The 16,217-nt window shown below is 60.7% G+C and carries 12 protein-coding genes; 11 read left to right on the top strand and 1 reads right to left on the bottom strand.

Going from position 1 to position 16,217, the window contains the following annotated elements:
• Nucleotides 1-252 precede the first annotated feature (252 nt).
• The 4 genes from ligA to AAAX31_RS01840 all read left to right on the top strand — a co-directional run bounded on the left by ligA (nt 253) and on the right by AAAX31_RS01840 (nt 3,830).
• The gene (gene ligA, locus AAAX31_RS01855) at nt 253-2,481 is read left to right on the top strand and encodes an NAD-dependent DNA ligase LigA (RefSeq protein ID WP_117770057.1); all 2,229 of its coding nucleotides are present in this window, start codon (nt 253-255) and stop codon (nt 2,479-2,481) included.
• Between the two features lie 284 nt (nt 2,482-2,765).
• The gene (locus tag AAAX31_RS01850) at nt 2,766-3,158 is read left to right on the top strand and encodes a type II toxin-antitoxin system Phd/YefM family antitoxin (protein ID WP_158556910.1); all 393 of its coding nucleotides are present in this window, start codon (nt 2,766-2,768) and stop codon (nt 3,156-3,158) included.
• Nucleotides 3,155-3,577, top strand: coding sequence for a PIN domain-containing protein (locus AAAX31_RS01845; protein ID WP_117770055.1), 423 nt, complete (start codon nt 3,155-3,157; stop codon nt 3,575-3,577). The genes AAAX31_RS01850 and AAAX31_RS01845 overlap by 4 nt, the downstream gene beginning before the upstream one ends.
• 124 nt (nt 3,578-3,701) lie before the next feature.
• Nucleotides 3,702-3,830, top strand: a complete 129-nt coding sequence (locus AAAX31_RS01840; RefSeq protein ID WP_255413492.1) for a hypothetical protein — start codon at nt 3,702-3,704, stop codon at nt 3,828-3,830.
• A 140-nt stretch (nt 3,831-3,970) separates the two neighbouring features.
• On the opposite strand, the gene AAAX31_RS01835 is transcribed toward AAAX31_RS01840, so the two are convergent.
• The gene (locus AAAX31_RS01835) at nt 3,971-5,317 is read right to left on the bottom strand and encodes an MATE family efflux transporter (protein WP_250786861.1); all 1,347 of its coding nucleotides are present in this window, start codon (nt 5,315-5,317) and stop codon (nt 3,971-3,973) included.
• Between the two features lie 258 nt (nt 5,318-5,575).
• On the opposite strand from AAAX31_RS01835, the gene AAAX31_RS01830 reads away from it, so the two are divergent.
• From AAAX31_RS01830 to AAAX31_RS01800, 7 genes are all read left to right on the top strand, one after another.
• A complete protein-coding gene (locus tag AAAX31_RS01830) occupies nt 5,576-7,405 on the top strand; it encodes an ABC transporter ATP-binding protein (protein ID WP_349075995.1) in 1,830 nt (609 codons plus the stop codon).
• Nucleotides 7,398-9,296 carry an ABC transporter ATP-binding protein gene (locus AAAX31_RS01825; protein WP_349075993.1) on the top strand — a complete coding sequence of 633 codons (1,899 nt, stop codon included), beginning with the start codon at nt 7,398-7,400 and terminating at the stop codon, nt 9,294-9,296. The genes AAAX31_RS01830 and AAAX31_RS01825 overlap by 8 nt, the downstream gene beginning before the upstream one ends.
• A 215-nt stretch (nt 9,297-9,511) precedes the next feature.
• Nucleotides 9,512-10,549: a hypothetical protein gene (locus tag AAAX31_RS01820; protein ID WP_117839982.1), complete on the top strand. Its 1,038-nt coding sequence runs from the start codon at nt 9,512-9,514 to the stop codon at nt 10,547-10,549.
• 235 nt (nt 10,550-10,784) lie between these two features.
• Nucleotides 10,785-11,840, top strand: coding sequence for a GTP 3',8-cyclase MoaA (gene moaA / locus AAAX31_RS01815; RefSeq protein ID WP_233543397.1), 1,056 nt, complete (start codon nt 10,785-10,787; stop codon nt 11,838-11,840).
• A gap of 4 nt (nt 11,841-11,844) precedes the next feature.
• Nucleotides 11,845-13,146 (top strand): molybdopterin-guanine dinucleotide biosynthesis protein B, encoded by a 1,302-nt coding sequence (mobB, locus tag AAAX31_RS01810; RefSeq protein WP_349075990.1) that lies wholly within the window; start codon nt 11,845-11,847, stop codon nt 13,144-13,146.
• Nucleotides 13,147-13,431: 285 nt separating this feature from the next.
• Nucleotides 13,432-14,712 carry an MFS transporter gene (locus AAAX31_RS01805; protein ID WP_349075988.1) on the top strand — a complete coding sequence of 427 codons (1,281 nt, stop codon included), beginning with the start codon at nt 13,432-13,434 and terminating at the stop codon, nt 14,710-14,712.
• Nucleotides 14,713-14,922: 210 nt separating this feature from the next.
• Entirely contained in the window at nt 14,923-15,744 is an 822-nt protein-coding gene (locus AAAX31_RS01800; RefSeq protein ID WP_349075986.1) for an HAD family hydrolase, read from the top strand.
• The last annotated feature ends 473 nt before the right edge of the window (nt 15,745-16,217 follow it).

The raw sequence follows: 16,217 nt of genomic DNA, 5'->3' as shown, positions 1-16,217 counted from the left end.
TTTTGATTGGGATGGGGCTCGAATGGGTGTTTGGAAGGGAGAGCGGGACGTTTACATGGTCTCGAGGAGCCCAAATTAGTTGAAACAGGGGTGTTCGTGCCTGATTCAGCTCTAGGATTTATACGTATCTGAACTAACTGTCCACCCCGGTCTGGCGGCTGCCGATTCGGTGCGGTTCGAAAGGGCTATTCGACCCCATTGCGACCGGTGGTACTCTAGTATCCGTTTGAAATCGAGCGAAGGAGTGCTGCTATGGAGCAATCGAGCCTGTTTGGTGACGGTGTGGACATCGATACCGAAACGCCCGCGACCGCGGAAGCCACCGCACCGACCGATGCCCGTGCCCAGGCGGCAGCGCGCGCGGCCGAACTGCGCCACGAGCTCGACTACCACGCCTATCGCTACTACATGCTCGATGCGCCCGAGATCACGGACGCCGCCTTCGACAAAATGCTTGTTGAACTGCAGGAAATCGAGGCCACCTACCCCGACCTGGTGACGCCCGACAGCTATACCCAGCGCGTGGGCGGCTACGTGAGCGAGCAGTTTACGCCGGTCACGCATATGGCGCGCATGTATTCCATGGACGATGCCATGGACCTGGACGAACTCGACGCGTGGCTCCAGCGCACTGAGGATGCCCTCGGTGCCGGTAGCGTCACCTATACCTGCGAGCTTAAGATCGACGGTCTGGGCGTGGCCCTTACTTACCAAAACGGCACCTTCGTACGCGCAGCCACACGTGGCGATGGCACCACGGGCGAGGACGTGTCGCTCAACGTCCGTACTATCAAGGATGTGCCCATGCACCTGTCCGAGCCGGCGCTCGCCCACATGGGCGCCGACCGCGAGCGCACCATTGAGGTACGCGGCGAGGTCTATATGCCCAAGGGCAGCTTTGTGCGTCTGAATGAAGAGGCCGATGCCGAGGGCCGCGACCCCTTCGCCAACCCGCGCAACGCCGCCGCCGGCAGCCTGCGCCAAAAGGACCCCAAGGTCACGGCGCGCCGCGACCTGGCCACCTTTATCTATGCCATCGCCGATACCGACCCGTTGCACGTCCACAGCCAGCGTGAGTTTCTCGATTGGCTGCGTAGCGCCGGCTTTAGCGTCAACCCCAACGTGGCACGCTGCGCCACGCCGGCCGAGGTCCACGAGTTCTGCGCCCAGGCCCTCGAGCACCGCGGCGACTTGGACTACGATATCGACGGCGTGGTCGTAAAGGTCGACAGCTTCCAGCAGCAGCTCGACCTGGGCTTTACCGCCCGCGCGCCGCGCTGGGCCATTGCCTTTAAGTTTCCGCCCGAGGAAAAGCAGACCGTCCTGCGCGAAATTCGCATCCAGGTGGGCCGCACCGGTGTGCTCACACCGGTCGCCGAGTTCGACCCGGTGACGGTCGCCGGCTCCACCATCGCGCGCGCCACGCTGCACAACATCGACGAGATCCGCCGCAAAAACGTGCGCGAGGGCGACACTATCATCGTGCACAAGGCGGGCGACGTAATCCCCGAGGTTGTGGGCCCGGTGCTCGACAAGCGCCCGGTCGATTCGGTCGACTGGCACATGCCCGAGGTCTGCCCCGTGTGCGGCAGCCCCGTTGTCCACGAGGATGGCGAGGTCGCTTACCGTTGCGTCTCCATCGATTGCCCCGCACAGCTCAAGGAGCGCTTGCTCCACTGGGTGAGCCGCGGCTGCATGGACGTCGACGGCCTGGGCGACGAGATCGTCGACAAGATGATCGCCGCCGGCCTGATCCACGATGTCGCAGACTTCTACCAGCTCACGGTCGACGACATCGCAGGCCTGGACACGGGGCGCACCTATGCCAGCTCCAACAGCAAAAAGGGCGTCAAGAAGGGCGACCCCATTCCGGTGGGCCTCAAGACGGCCGAGAAAATCATCGCCGAGCTCAACAAGTCCAAGAGCCAGCCGCTCGGTCGCGTGCTGTTTGCCCTAGGTATCCGCCATGTGGGCAAGAGCGTGGGCGAGGTCATCGCCGAGCGATTCCTGTCGATTGACAAGCTTATCTTGGCGAGCGAAGAGGACATCGCCGAATGCGAGGGCATCGGTCCCAAGATTGCGGCGAGCGTTAAGCAGTTCCTGGCCGTGCCCGAGAACCTTGCCGTGCTGGAGCGCCTGCGCCAGGCGGGCCTGTCGCTCGAGGTCGATTTGGGCGCCGCGCACGCGCAAGCCGCAGCCGACGCTGGCGTGGCGGGCGAGCTCGCCGACGCACAGCCGCTTGCGGGTCTGACCTTCGTGCTCACCGGCACGCTCGTCAACCGCACGCGCGACGAGGCAGGCGCGGCGCTCAAGGTGCTTGGTGCCAAGGTCTCGGGCAGTGTTTCAAAGAAGACGAGCTATCTGGTCGCCGGCCCCAAAGCGGGCTCCAAGCTCACCAAGGCCGAGCAGCTGGGCGTGCCCGTGCTGGACGAGGACGCACTCGAGCAGATCCTGGCGACTGGTCAGGTGCCCCAGGCTTAGGACATCGATAATCAAATTAGAAAACCTCCCGGAAAGGTTGATACTTTCCGGGAGGTTTTTATTTGGGCGTGGTGGCGGGCAGCATGATCCGCGTCATGTAGGTTGCTGAGGGTGACCCTGCGGAGCGGTGTCGTTCCGGAGCGATAGAAGATTCATACAAAGCAAAGGGGCCCCGCAGTGAGGTCCCACAACAGGGCTGCCCCATCGTGATGAGTTTTATACACTTTAACATTAACATTAACGTGTATACTTAGCAGTAAAGATATATGTTGAGAGGAGCAGTTATGGTTACCGTCGCGTTTTCGGAACTGCGCCAAAACCTTACGCAGGTGGCCGAAAGGGTTGCCAATGATGGCGAGGAGGTTGTGGTCTTCAAGCGGAGCAAGCCGTTGTTCAAGATCGTGCCGCTCGACTATGAAAGCCCCGTTGCGGTGGAATATGACGCTGCTCAGGAGCGTGGGGGCGCAAAGCCGGCGTGCGGCACGGACAAGCCCAAGCGCGACGTGGGTACGATGTGGCATCCCAAGATCACCTGGAAGGAGATCCGTGAGATGCTCGCGGAGAATGAGGACTACCAGGAGTATCTCGATATCGTGGCTAACATGCCAAAGGGAACGCCGCTCGATACGATGACGGTTGAAGATGAAAAGCGCGTCGCGAGGGAGCGCTACCTATGAGGGCATTTCTTGATACCAACTTTCTGCTCGATTGCGTGCTTCCGGGCCGGCTGGAGCACGCAGCGGCGCAAACGATCAAGGGGCTCGTTGACGTGGGACTTATCGAGGGTGTTGTTTCGGCCTGCTCTCTCAAGGACGCGTACTACATTCTCACTAAACAGACAGACGAGGCGCGCGCCCGCGAGGTAGTGCGCGACTGTCTTAAGAGCTACTCGGTAGAGCCTCTCGACCAAGAAGCTTGTTTTACCTCCGCCTATTCCGATGAGCCGGACTTTGAGGACGGCTGTATCCGTGCGATGGCCGAGCGTGCCGGCGTGGACTTTATCATCACGCGTGACCGCGCCGCTTTTGTGCGCTCGACCATCAAGACCTTCTCGCCTGCAGAGTTCATCCGTGCGTTTCCGATTCCGGAGGAGTAAAACCGCCATATCGGGGATTGTCCCCGGCGTTTGGCGAGCTTGTTGGGAGGCTCCTGGTCCAGTGACTGTTACAAAAAACGGCTATAGCAAATTTGTTGTACTTCGATCTGAAGACTATGACTTCATGGTTCAGGAACAGGCTAAGGCTCGTCTGATGGCTCGTATAGCTGTGGCCGAGCGGGAGCGTACTGCTGGCATGGCGCGTGATGCCTTTGAGGCTCTCGATGACCTTGAGGCAAAATATGGCCTATAACGTCAAGATTCTGCTTTCAGCCGAACGTTTTCTGGGCAGTTCTTATTTGGACGGGGCAACCGGCACCGTGATCTGCGTCACGTAGGTTGTGGGATCGTCGCTGATGATGTCGTCGATCAGGGCAATCTCACGTTGCCCCGCTACGCTGCCAACTTGTCAAAAGCCCCGCGCCGGTTGAGCACGGTAAACGCGACAACACAGATGACCGCCGACAAAATCGATCCGCACGGCGAGGCGATGCCCATGGGAAACAGCGTGTCGGAATAGGCGTTCGACAGCAGCCACGCGCCCGGCACGCGAATGAGCGCCACGGCTAGTACGTTGTGCGCAAAGCCGATGTAGCTCTTGCCATACGCAGCGAAAAAGCCGCTAAAGCAAATGTGGATGCCGGCAAAAATCGCGTCGAAAATATAGCTGCGCATATAGCCGGTGCCGGCCGCGACTACCGCGGCGTCCTTGGCAAAAAAGCCGATAAACGCCGGCGCCACTAGCCACATCAGCACCGTGATCAGACAGCCGTACACCACCGAGATCGTCATGGCGTCTTTGAGCACCTGACGTGCACGGTCGCCCTTGCCCGCGCCGGCGTTTTGCGCCGTGAGTGCACTGACGGTAGCGCCCATGGAACTCGGCACAATGAACAAAAAGCTGATCATCTTTTCGGCCAGGCCCACGGCGGCAGCGTCGACGAGCCCTCGGTGGTTGGCAATGACGGTGATGAACATAAACGCCACCTGGATGCAGCCGTCCTGCACGGCCACGGGCACGCCGATCTTAAGAATGCTGCCGAGCACCTCGGGCTGGGGGCGCAGGTCGCTACGCTTAACGTGGATGTTCGTGCGACGGCTCTTGAGCCACACGAGCGCGAGGGCAACGCTTGCCGTCTGGGCGGTTACCGTGCCGAGCGCCGCACCCACGGGGCCGAGTCCCATGTGGCCGATAAATAGAAAGTCGAGCGCGATGTTGATGATGCATGCCACGCCGATCACGTACATGGGCGAGCGCGAATCGCCCAGCCCGCGAAAGATGGCCGAGAGGATGTTGTATGCGGCGATAAACGGAATGCCGACAAAGCAGATGCGCAGGTAGGCGGCGGTTCCTTCGACCGCCTCGGCCGGCGTGCCAATGAGTGCCACAATCTGCGGACACAATGCAAGCAGGACAGCGGCCAGCACCACCGAGACGCCCATAAAGAGCGTGATGGTATTGCCGATGGCGGTCTCGGCGCGGTCGAAGCGGCGCGAGCCCACGGCGTGGCCGACGATCACCGTCGTTCCCATGGCCAGGCCCACGAGCGTCACGGTAATGATATAGAGCGTCTGCGCGCCATTGCCCACGGCGGTGATACCGGCGGCGCCGCTAAACTGCCCCATCATGTACAGGTCGGCCATGCCGTAGAGCATCTGCAAAAAGTACGAGAGCATATAGGGCAGGGCAAAGACCGCGATGGTCTTAAGGACATTGCCGCGTGTGAGGTCGTGTTCCATGGGCGGGGCTTTCTGGCTGGGTTTGTTTACGTACCAGTGTAGTGAAAACCCTACAACGATTGTAGAGTCAAGGTTTGTGTTGACGCCGGAGCGAAAAAGTCTCGCGCACCATTATTCCGAGTGAATATGGACACACATCACGAGAACTCGCCGCCGGCGCTAACCTTGCAGAAAACGATTTCGGAATACTTGACACCATTATTCGGCGCGCAATAATACGTGCGTTTGCGAACAACGTTTGATGGGGGTTGAACCTGCGTGCGCAATCTCAAAATACTGTTTTCCTATCTAGGGGCATACCGTCGCGATGCCATCCTCGGCGTGTTCTTTGTGTCGGTCGAGACGGTGCTCGAGCTGTTTATCCCGGTCATCATGGCCAACATCATCGATGTGGGCGTGCCTGCGGGTGATATCAACTACATGCTGCTGCAGGGCGCGTACATGCTGGTGTGCGCTGCGCTTTCGCTGGTACTGGGCTTGGGTTATGCCTGCACGTCCGCCCGCGTTGCCTCGGGCCTAGGCGCTAACCTGCGCGAGGCCGAGTACAAAAAGATTCAGACGCTCGCTTTTGGTAACCTGGACAACTACGACGCCAGCTCGCTCGTCACCCGCATGACCACGGACATCACCGTTATCCAAAATGCTGTGGGCAACGGCTTTCGCCCTATGGTGCGCGGCCCGGTGACGCTTATCGTCGGCCTTATCTACGCGCTGATGCTGTCGCGCCCGCTCGCCACCGTCTTTGCGATCATCTTGCCCGTGCTGGCAATCGTACTGGGCGCCATCACCTATCGCGTCAGTCCGCTCTACCGCCAACTCCAGACCTCGATGGACCACCTCAACGGCGTGGTACAGGAAGACCTCACCGCCGTGCGTGCCGTCAAGGCGTATGTGCGTGCCGAGCACGAGGAGGCCAAGTTCGACACCGTCAATACCGAGCTCGCCGGCACTGCGACAAAGACCTTTGGCAGCGCGGTGCTCAACCTGCCGGTGTTTCAGCTGTCGATGTACGTGGCTGCGCTCTCTATCCTGTGGATTGGCGGCCGCATGATTCTCGCCGGCAAGCTGGGCGTGGGCTCGCTCACGGGCTTTATGAGCTACGTGCTGCTGATCATGAATTCGCTCATGATGATTTCCAACGTGTTTTTGCTGCTCACGCGCGCTCTTACGAGTGTGGGCCGTATCGCCGAGGTGCTCGATGAGGAACCCTTTATCGCCAACCCCGCGGGAGACCTCGCGATTGCGGCGCCAGCGGACGGCAGTATCGAGTTTCGCGACGTTTCCTTTAAATACCGCGCGGATGCAGCCGAGGATGTGCTCCAGCATATCGACCTTCGCATCGAGAGCGGCTCGACGGTGGGCATCCTCGGCGGCACGGGCTCGGGCAAGAGCTCGCTTGTGCAGCTGATTGCGCGCCTGTACGACGCCACCGAAGGCGCCGTGCTTGTGGGCGGACGCGACGTGCGCGACTACGACCTCGCCGCCTTGCGCGACGCTGTGGGCATTGTGCTGCAAAAGAATGTGCTGTTTACGGGTACCGTGCGCGAGAACCTGCAGTGGGGCAATCCGCAGGCGTCGGACGATGAGCTCCTCGCGGCTTGCCGCGCGGCGTGCGTGGACGAGTTCCTTGATCGCATCGGCGGGCTGGACGGCGAGTTGGGCCAAGGCGGCGCCGGTGTCTCGGGTGGCCAGAAGCAACGCCTGTGCATCGCGCGCACGCTGCTCAAGCATCCGCGCGTGCTCATTTTTGATGACTCCACCAGCGCGGTCGATATGGCGACCGACGCTAAGATTCGCGAGCACATCGCTCGGATTCCCGATGCGACCGTGCTCATCATCGCCCAGCGCATCGCGAGCGTCATGGATGCCGATCGCATTGTGGTGCTGGACGACGGTCGTGTCCACGGCGTGGGCACGCACGAGGAACTGCTGGCGGGCGACAACATATACCAGGAGATTTACGCCTCGCAGATGGAGTTTGCGAGGAACGCGGACGCCGGCGACGGCAGCGACGATGGTTGCGCGAATGATCCGTTTTCCTCCGTCCCCAGCGAATCGCCCTTGGAAGGGGGTGAGCGCCATGCCTAAGACCGCAGCCCAAGCACGCCCGGCCGACCTCAAGCGCACTGTGCGCCGCTTACTCTCCTACATGGGGCATGCCAAGTTCTCGTTGCTGGCGGTGGGCGTGCTCGCCTCCGTCGCCGCCATCGCGAGCCTCGCCGGCACCTACATGGTGCGCCCTATCGTTAACGGTTTGGCTACGGGCGGGGAGGAACTGCTCGTCAAGCAGGTCATCCTGACGGCGATCATCTACGCCGCGGGCGTGCTCTCGGCCCTGGGCTACTCGCAGATTATGGTGCGCGCAGCCCAACGTGTGGTGTCCGATATTCGCCGCGACCTGTTCGCGCACATCCAGACGCTGCCGCTCAGTTACTTTGACAGTACGCGCTCGGGCGACATCATGAGCTTCTTCACCAACGACGTCGACACGGTCTCCGAGGCACTCAACAACAGCTTTGCCAACGTGATTCAGGCGACCATTCAGGTGATCGGCACCACAGCCATGCTCATCATTCTTAACTGGCATCTCACGATTATCACGCTCGCGTGCGATGTTGCCATTGTGCTGTACGCGCGCTACTCGGGTGCCCGCTCCAAGCGCTTTTTTGCCGCCCAGCAGGCATCGCTCGGCGACTTGGACGGATACGTCGAGGAGATGGTCTCGGGCCAAAAGGTCATTAAGGTCTTTAACCACGAGCAGGCCAATGTTGCCGGTTTTGACACGCGCAACCAGGAGCTGCGCCGTACCGGTGGCGCCGCACAGGCCTACGCCAACTCGATGGTGCCTATGACCGTGGTGATCGGCTACGTCAACTATGCCATCGTCGCCGTGGCGGGCGGCATGCTCTGCATCAAGGGCCTGGCCGACGTGGGTGCGCTTGCAAGCTACCTGGTCTTTGTGCGCCAAGCCGCCATGCCCATCAACCAGTTTACGCAGCTGGGCAACTTCTTGCTCAATGCGTTGGCCGGTGCCGAGCGCCTGTTTGCGGCTATGGACCTTAAGCCCGAGGTGGACGAGGGCTGCGTGGAGCTGGTGCAGACGGGCGACGCCGCGTGGGCGTGGAAGATTCCCGAGGGCCAGGGTGTGGGCACGTATGGACATCTGCACGACGTGGCCGCCGTTGATGAATCGGGTCGTGCGGTGGCGGCCGATGGTACCGAGCTTGTTACCGGTCTGGTCCCGCTCGCCGGCGACGTGCGTTTCCACGCCGTGGACTTTTCCTACGTGCCGGGCACGCGCGTGCTCACGGACCTCAACCTGTTCGCCAAGCCGGGGCAAAAGATCGCCTTTGTTGGCTCGACGGGCGCCGGAAAGACGACCATCACCAACCTCATCAACCGCTTCTACGAGGTCGATGACGGCGAGATCACGTACGACGGCATCGACGTCAAGCACATTGCCAAGGCCAGCCTGCGCGGGTCGCTCGGCATTGTGCTGCAGGACACACACCTGTTTAGCGGCACCATTGCGCAGAACATCCGCTTTGGCAAGCTCGACGCGACCGACGAGGAGGTACGCGCCGCTGCCGAGGCCGCCTGCGCCGACTCGTTTATCCGCCGTCTGCCGCGGGGCTACGACACACCGGTCACGGCCGACGGCGCCAACCTGTCGCAGGGTCAGCGTCAGCTGCTCGCCATCGCGCGCGTGGCCGTCGCCGATCCGCCGGTGCTCATCCTGGACGAGGCCACGAGCTCCATTGACACGCGTACCGAAAAGCTCATCGAGCGCGGTATGGACCGCATCATGCGCGGTCGCACCACGTTTATGATCGCGCACCGCCTGTCCACTGTCCGCGGCGCCGACGCCATCATGGTCCTCGAACACGGCCGCATCATCGAGCGCGGCACGCACGAAGAGCTACTCGCCCAGCACGGCGAGTACTGGCAGCTGGCGCATGGCTTAAAAGAGCTGGATTAACCCGTTCGAGCACGATACTTTGACCCCTCCGTGCCCCTCACCTCGCCTCAAACCGTCACAACATTCGACGTTTTTTGCCAAAATCGGGAAAAGCATCGAATGTTGTGATGGTTTTTCTGCCACTCGACCGGGTGGAATCGCTTTCTTGCGCACGAAGGTGTGCGGACCCGTGGGCAGGGGAATAAGGTTGGTTATCCGACTCCATTGGAGGGCTCATGGACCTGCCGATCGTCCTGTCCCATAAGACTGCCTGGCTGTACCACAACGTGGCGCGCCCGTCCGAGCCGCTCTCGCGAGCAAGCAGCCTATACGATGAGGACTCGCTTACTAACGAGGCGGAGCCGACCGCGAGCCTGCCCAAATTGGGGCTCGATGCCAAGGGGCTGAGGGCTTCAACGGCAGTTGGGATCGTTACCGACTATCTGGTTGCGCTCGGTATTCCACGAGAAGAGCTCGATCATATCGACACGCTCGTCAACTTCGATTTTGAGCGCTCGACGCCGGCTGGATTTAGGTGCCACGTGTTTGGGGCGCCGGTACCTCCAGGCCATCTTATCGAGGTGGCAGAGGGCCTTCTGGTGGTTGATGAGGCCATGTGCTTTGTCCAGGCGGGTTCGTGGATGAGTGAGCCCGAGCAGCTGGAATATGGCTACGAAATCTGCGCCCGATACCATTTGAATCATCTGTCGACAGGCGATTATATCGAGATGGGGCAGAGGTATACCGTTGCCGACTTGATTGCCTATTGCAATGAGAACCGATCTCGTCAGGGGGCTATACGCGCGGCCGCCGTGCTCAAGCGCGTGCACGATGGCGCGCGGTCGCCCATGGAGACGGCCACCGCAATCATGGTCGTAGCAAAACGTTTCCAGGGCGGGCTGGGATACGCCAAAATCGAGCTCAACCATAGGGTCGATGTTCCCAACGAGTTCAAGTGTCTCGCAAAGGCCGGGTATTTCGAGATCGACGTATATGCGCCTGCGAGCGGTACGGGGATTGAATACAACGGCTCGGACCATCTTGATAAACAGCGCAGCGCGTCGGATGCGGAGCGTATGACCGTACTGAGCGCGCTGGGCTTTAGGATGATCGTCCTCACCGGGACTCAGTTTGCCCATCAGCTGCAATTGCACCGGGCGATGAACGCCATTGCGCTCGCTATGGGCCTCAAGTGCGACCGAAGCGAAGCGTTCCAAAAGCGGCAGAACGACCTTCGAGAATTCGTGATTCGCCACTGGGACGGCGGCCTCTAGGGGCGCTTTGGTCTTTCTACGGGGTGCCGTGGGCAGGCAAACCATCACAACATTCGACGTTTTATGCCAAAAACGGGAAAAGCATCGAATGTTGTGATGGTCTGTGTGTTGAGGATGGGCTTGGGAAGTCCGTTTTGCTCGAAGCGACCTGTCCTGTCGTACGGGTGTCGGCATGATTCTCTCGTGGGGTATTATGTTTTCCGAAGAATAAAACGCCGCGTGAGGGGAGGGCTGCGTGGACGGGCACGTGCAACATGACGGCTTTGGCCGCGATATCAACTACCTGCGCATTGCCGTTACCGACAAGTGCAATTTCCGCTGCATTTACTGCATGCCGGCCGATGGCGTGGCGCCCCGTGCACACGACGAGCTACTCAGCGCCGAGGAAATCGCCCGCTTTGTGCGCTTGGTGGCGGGGGAGGGCATTCGCCGCGTACGCCTGACGGGCGGCGAGCCGCTGGTCAGCCGCCGTATCATCCCGCTCATTCGCGACATCCGCGCGATTCCGCGGATCGAGGACATCTCGCTCACCACCAACGGAGCCCTGCTGCCCAAGCTGGCGCCGCAGCTCAAGGACGCGGGGCTTAACCGCGTCAACATTTCGCTCGACACGCTCGACCCTACGCTCTTTGGAAAGATCACGCGCCTGGGTCGACTCGAGCAGACCATGGCTGGCATCGACGCGGCGCTGGCTTGGGGCTTTGAGCCCGTTAAGGTCAACTGCGTTGTTGTGCGCCGGCTCAACCAGGATGTGGCGGCCCTCGCACGACTGACCGTCGACCGCCCCATCCACCTGCGCTTTATCGAATACATGCCCATCGGCGACGAGCGCACGAGCTCGCATTGCGCCGTGGACCCTCACGCACCCACGCTCAACCCCGAGTTGTGGGATGCGAGCGACAGCGTGCCGAGCGACGAGCTGCGGGCGCGCGTCAATGCCGGGGCCGCCGCGATGGGTCTGGGCGAGCTCGAACCGCTTGACATCACCGACGCTCCTGCCGGCGCGGGCCCCGCGCGCTATTGGCGCTTTCCGGGCGCGGCGGGAACGGTCGGCTTCATCAGCGCCATGTCCAACCATTTTTGCGCGAGCTGCAACCGCCTGCGCCTGACGGCCGATGGCAACGTGCGTCCGTGCCTGTTCAGCGATGCCGAGTATTCGGTGCGCGAGGCGTTGCGCCGTGGTGATGATATGCAGGTACTTTCGATTTGGCGCGATGCTGTGGCCCACAAACCGCAGGAACACGCGATAATTGAGGGCACGCAACGATTTATGTCCCAAATCGGAGGATGATCATATGGCCAAGAGCAGGTACGCCGATGCCACCAAGGCCGCTCGCAGGGCCGCGATGTCTGCCCATAAAGCCACGGCTGCTGCCAGCAACACCGCTGGGTCCGCGGCGGTACAGCCGTCCGCCGGCACTGTTGCCGAGCCCGCCCGCGACGCCCGCCGCGACGAGCTGACGCACGTGGATGCCAAGGGCGAGGTGCGCATGGTTGACGTGTCCGACAAGGCCGAGACCCATCGCATTGCCATCGCCGAGGGCACGATTCTTATGCACCCCGAGACGCAGGCCATGGTGCTGCAGGATGGCGCTAAAAAGGGCGACGTGCTCGCTTGCGCACGCGTTGCGGGCATCATGGCCATCAAACGTACGAGTGACATCATCCCCATGTGCCATCCGTTGCTCATTACCAAGAGTAAGTGCGATATCGAGCCTATCGCGCCGGCGGGGACGCCTGCCGAGGACGTGCCCGAGGGCTGGGCGCCGCCGCGCGCGGACGGGCAGGTTGGCTTTCATGTGTTGGTCACGGCGGGCGTGACGGGCAAGACGGGTATTGAGATGGAGGCCCTGACCGGCGCGAGTGCCGCGTGCCTCACGATCTATGACATGTGCAAGGCGGTCGACCGCGGTATGGAGATCGTCGACGTGCGCCTGCTGCACAAGGAGGGCGGCCGCTCGGGCGTGTGGGATCGCGCAGGGCGTCAGGCCGCTGCTGTTGAAGCCGTGGCCGCTGACGGTGCCGCGCCCGCGAGCGCATCCGTCGCCGTCGCGCCCGCAGCTCCGACACCGGCCGTCCCCGCGATCGCGTTTATCGGCTACCAAAACTCGGGCAAGACCACGCTCGTCGAGAAGGTCATTGCCGAGCTCACCCGTCGCGGCCTGCGCGTGGGTTCGCTCAAGCATCATGGGCATCATGGCTTTGATATCGATGTGCCCGCTAAGGACACCTGGCGCCATCACCAGGCCGGATCCAAGCACGTGGGCCTCATCTGCGCCACGCGTTGGGCGGAGTACGCCGACACGCGCGAGGAGAACGAGATGCCCGCGCGCGAGCTGCTGTCGCGCTACAACGATGTCGACGTGGTGATCATCGAGGGCTACAAGACCGAGGGCTTCGACAACATCGTCGTCGCGCGATCTGGTGTCGACCGTCTACGCGGCAAGAGCTCGCTCGACCTGGTCGACGGTCACACGCTGGCCCTTGCCTGCAACGAGGCCCTGGCACGCCAGGCCTTCGACGCCGGCTTTGCGACCCGAGCCATCAACATCAACGACGCTCGAGCCATCTGCGACCTTATCCAAGATCACCTTTAAGGCTTGACGCTGCGCTGTCATAACGTGCCAAAAAGGGACAGGTTTATTTTGGCAGGTTTTATCTGGGCAAACGTCATTCCACCACAAAGGGGACAGGCACCTTTGTGGTGGTTTTTGCTTTGGTAGATTATCGGGACATGCCTTACAATCTACCAAGTAGTTCATGACGGGCGAAAAACGGAGAAAAGGGGCTCGATGCGTCCTTAATGTTTCATGCGGATAGATTGATTTGACAGACGGTGGCGAATGCCCACCGCCCGTATTCGTATGAAACAAGGAGTCTCCATGCTATCATCTCTTTTCTCAAAGCCTCAATCGTCGCTGTCCGTGCAGGCCAAGCGCCTGGTGGCAATGCGCTTCCTCATCTACACCGGTTTTCAGACCAGCTACTTTATCGGCGTCATCGGAACGCTCACCTATGCAGACGATGCCTCAGTCGTGGCGACATCGCTGGCCGTCCTGTTTATGAATGTATTTGTGATCCTGGGGTCCTTTGCGGGCGGCGCGGCGCTCGACGCCTGGGGTCCGCGCCGCCATTTCTTGCTGAGCATCATCGGCGCTCTTGCAACTGGCACGGCAATCATCGCCTTTGGCAGCACGACCGGAACAGTCCTTGCCGGTGCGATGCTCCTGGGCTTTACGATGGGATTCGCCCAGCCCATTGCCACGTCCTATCCGGCCTACCTCACCGACGATCCTGTCGAGCTCAAAGACATCAACTCCGCCATCGCCATGTTCTCAAACGTGAGTATTATCGTCGGACCCACGTTGGGCGGCTTTGTCGCGGCGGCTGCGTCGTCGCGCGCGGTGTTTGTGCTTATGATGCTCTTTACCGTGCTGGCGTTCGTCGTCGGTTGGGGCTTTAGGCCGCAGACCAGCCATGTCGCCGGGGATGCGGATGCCGATTCGGCGGAGGAAGGGGAGCGTGCGGGACAAAGCTCCAACCCCAGCACGTCCGCCCGCGCCACCTTCGCAGCCAGCATCAAGACAGTCTTCACCAACAGCGTCCTCGCGCTACTTTTCTGCATCATTTTTCTTTCGAACTTTGGCTATGGAGCCTTCGACCCGCTCGAGTCGTTCTTCTATCGCGATGTCCTGCATGTCGGCGTTGAGTGGATGGGCTGGCTCTCGTCGGCCAGCGGTGTCGGCGCGGTGCTGGGCGCCGTCCTCGCGCTCCGCTTGCCGCCGCACCTGGTCAACCTTAAAACGCTGCTCGTGGCGCTTATGTCCGTGGGCCTGGGAAGTTTGCTCTATGTGGGAACACCGTACGTGGGTGTAGCCCTCGTCGGCCAGATTTTCCTGGGCGTGGCGTGGGGCGTCGTCAACCCGCTCCACAACACCATTGTGCAAACGACGGCCCCGCTCGAGCAGCTCGGTCGAGTGAACTCGGTCATGGGCTTTGGCAATATGTTCGCCGGCGTGGCGCCGCTGGCGATTGCCCCGTGGCTGGCGGCGACATTTGGCGTACAGCAGACACTCGTGGGGGCAGGCATGGTCGTGACGGCGGTCCCTACGGCGTTGCTGCTGTTTGGACGCCGGCATTTTGATCGTGCCGCAAGGCAGTAAAAACCATCACAACATTCGATGGAAATCTCAATTATGGCGAAAAACATCGAATGTTGTGATGGCTTGGCCCGCAAACGTCACTTCCACCACAAAGGGGCCAGGCACCTTTGTGGTGGTTTTTGCTTTGACGGGCCGCACCTGCGCCTTGGTATACCATGTACGCCGTTCACGAATACACCCCACACCGCCGCACAACCCAGAAAGGCCCCCATGGACACCACCTTCAGCCACATCAAAGCCGTGTTCTGCGATATCGACGGCACGCTGCTCACGAGCCAGCACACGGTGTCCCCGCGCACCGTGGCGGCGATTCGCGCCCTGCGCGAGCGTGGCGTGCTCTTTGGCCTGTGCACCGGGCGCGACGCCCACGCGACCGAGGCCATGTACGAGCTCTGGGGCATTGAAGGCCTGGTAGACGTGCTGGTGGGCTGCGGCGGCGCCGAGGTCATCGACCGCGCGCACGACATCAACGAGCTGAGCTACCCTCTGCCGGGCGAGACCATCGCGCGCATCTGCAAGCACATGGCGGACCTTCCGGCAACGCCCGTCTGCCCCCGAGACGGCGTGTTCTACGTGCCCGAGAGCAATGCGTGCGTCGAGCACCTGTCGCGCGTCGACGGCGTGCCCTATCAGGTGGTCGATTTTGCCGAGTTCTTGAGCGAGCCGCAGCCCAAGGTGATGTTTACTATGACGCCCGAGGTAATGCCGCGGGTGATTGAGCGGGCATCGACGTTTGCCGATAACACTGTTAAGGCGGCGGCTCTGCAAACCACGCAGCGACTCTACGAGTTCATGGATCCGCGCGTGTCCAAGACGCGCGGCCTTGTGCGCGTGGCGGAGCTCAACGACATGGAGCTCCAGAACATCTGCGTGTTTGGCGATGCCGATAACGACACCTGCATGGTGGCTGACGCCGGCGTGGGCGTGGCCATGGCAAATGGCAGCGATGCCACCCGCTCCGCCGCCGACTTTGTAACCGCCAGCAACGACAAAGACGGCATCGCGACCTTTATCGAGGAGCATCTGCTGTAGCGCAGGGGGGAGAACCACCACAAAGGGAGCAGGCGCCTTTGTGGTGGCCTCAGGCGATTTGGGCGAATTGATACCGAAAATCTGCGCGAAAATTCAAATATGGTCGTCAGAACATTACGCTTCTAATCACCGATGGGTTTAAGATATTCTCACCAATTTGATAGGATATTCATCCCGGTTAATGGCCTACCGCTCACGGTCGATTTTCGATCGTTCACAGGATGTTTGCTCTTGAGCAAAATGTTGTGCAAATAAATAAAATGCTATTAAAAAACTGATAGCTGGCTTAATTACCAGTAGAAATAGATATTTCATAGCGAATAAACGAAGGTTAATCCGAGCAAATGTCAAGAGAATTGAGAATTCGCTACAAAACTATCGGTATTTTTGCCTAGATGTTCAAACAATCGTTATAATTGCATCACTTAGCGAGCGCAATTACAGATTGCGCAGATACGTTTGGATCGCGTCGA

Origin of the sequence: Collinsella sp. CLA-ER-H5 (assembly GCF_040092375.1) — a bacterium.
GTDB lineage: Bacteria > Actinomycetota > Coriobacteriia > Coriobacteriales > Coriobacteriaceae > Collinsella.
Note: the sequence above shows the minus strand (reverse complement) of the source record. Positions and strands in the feature narration are given on the sequence as shown.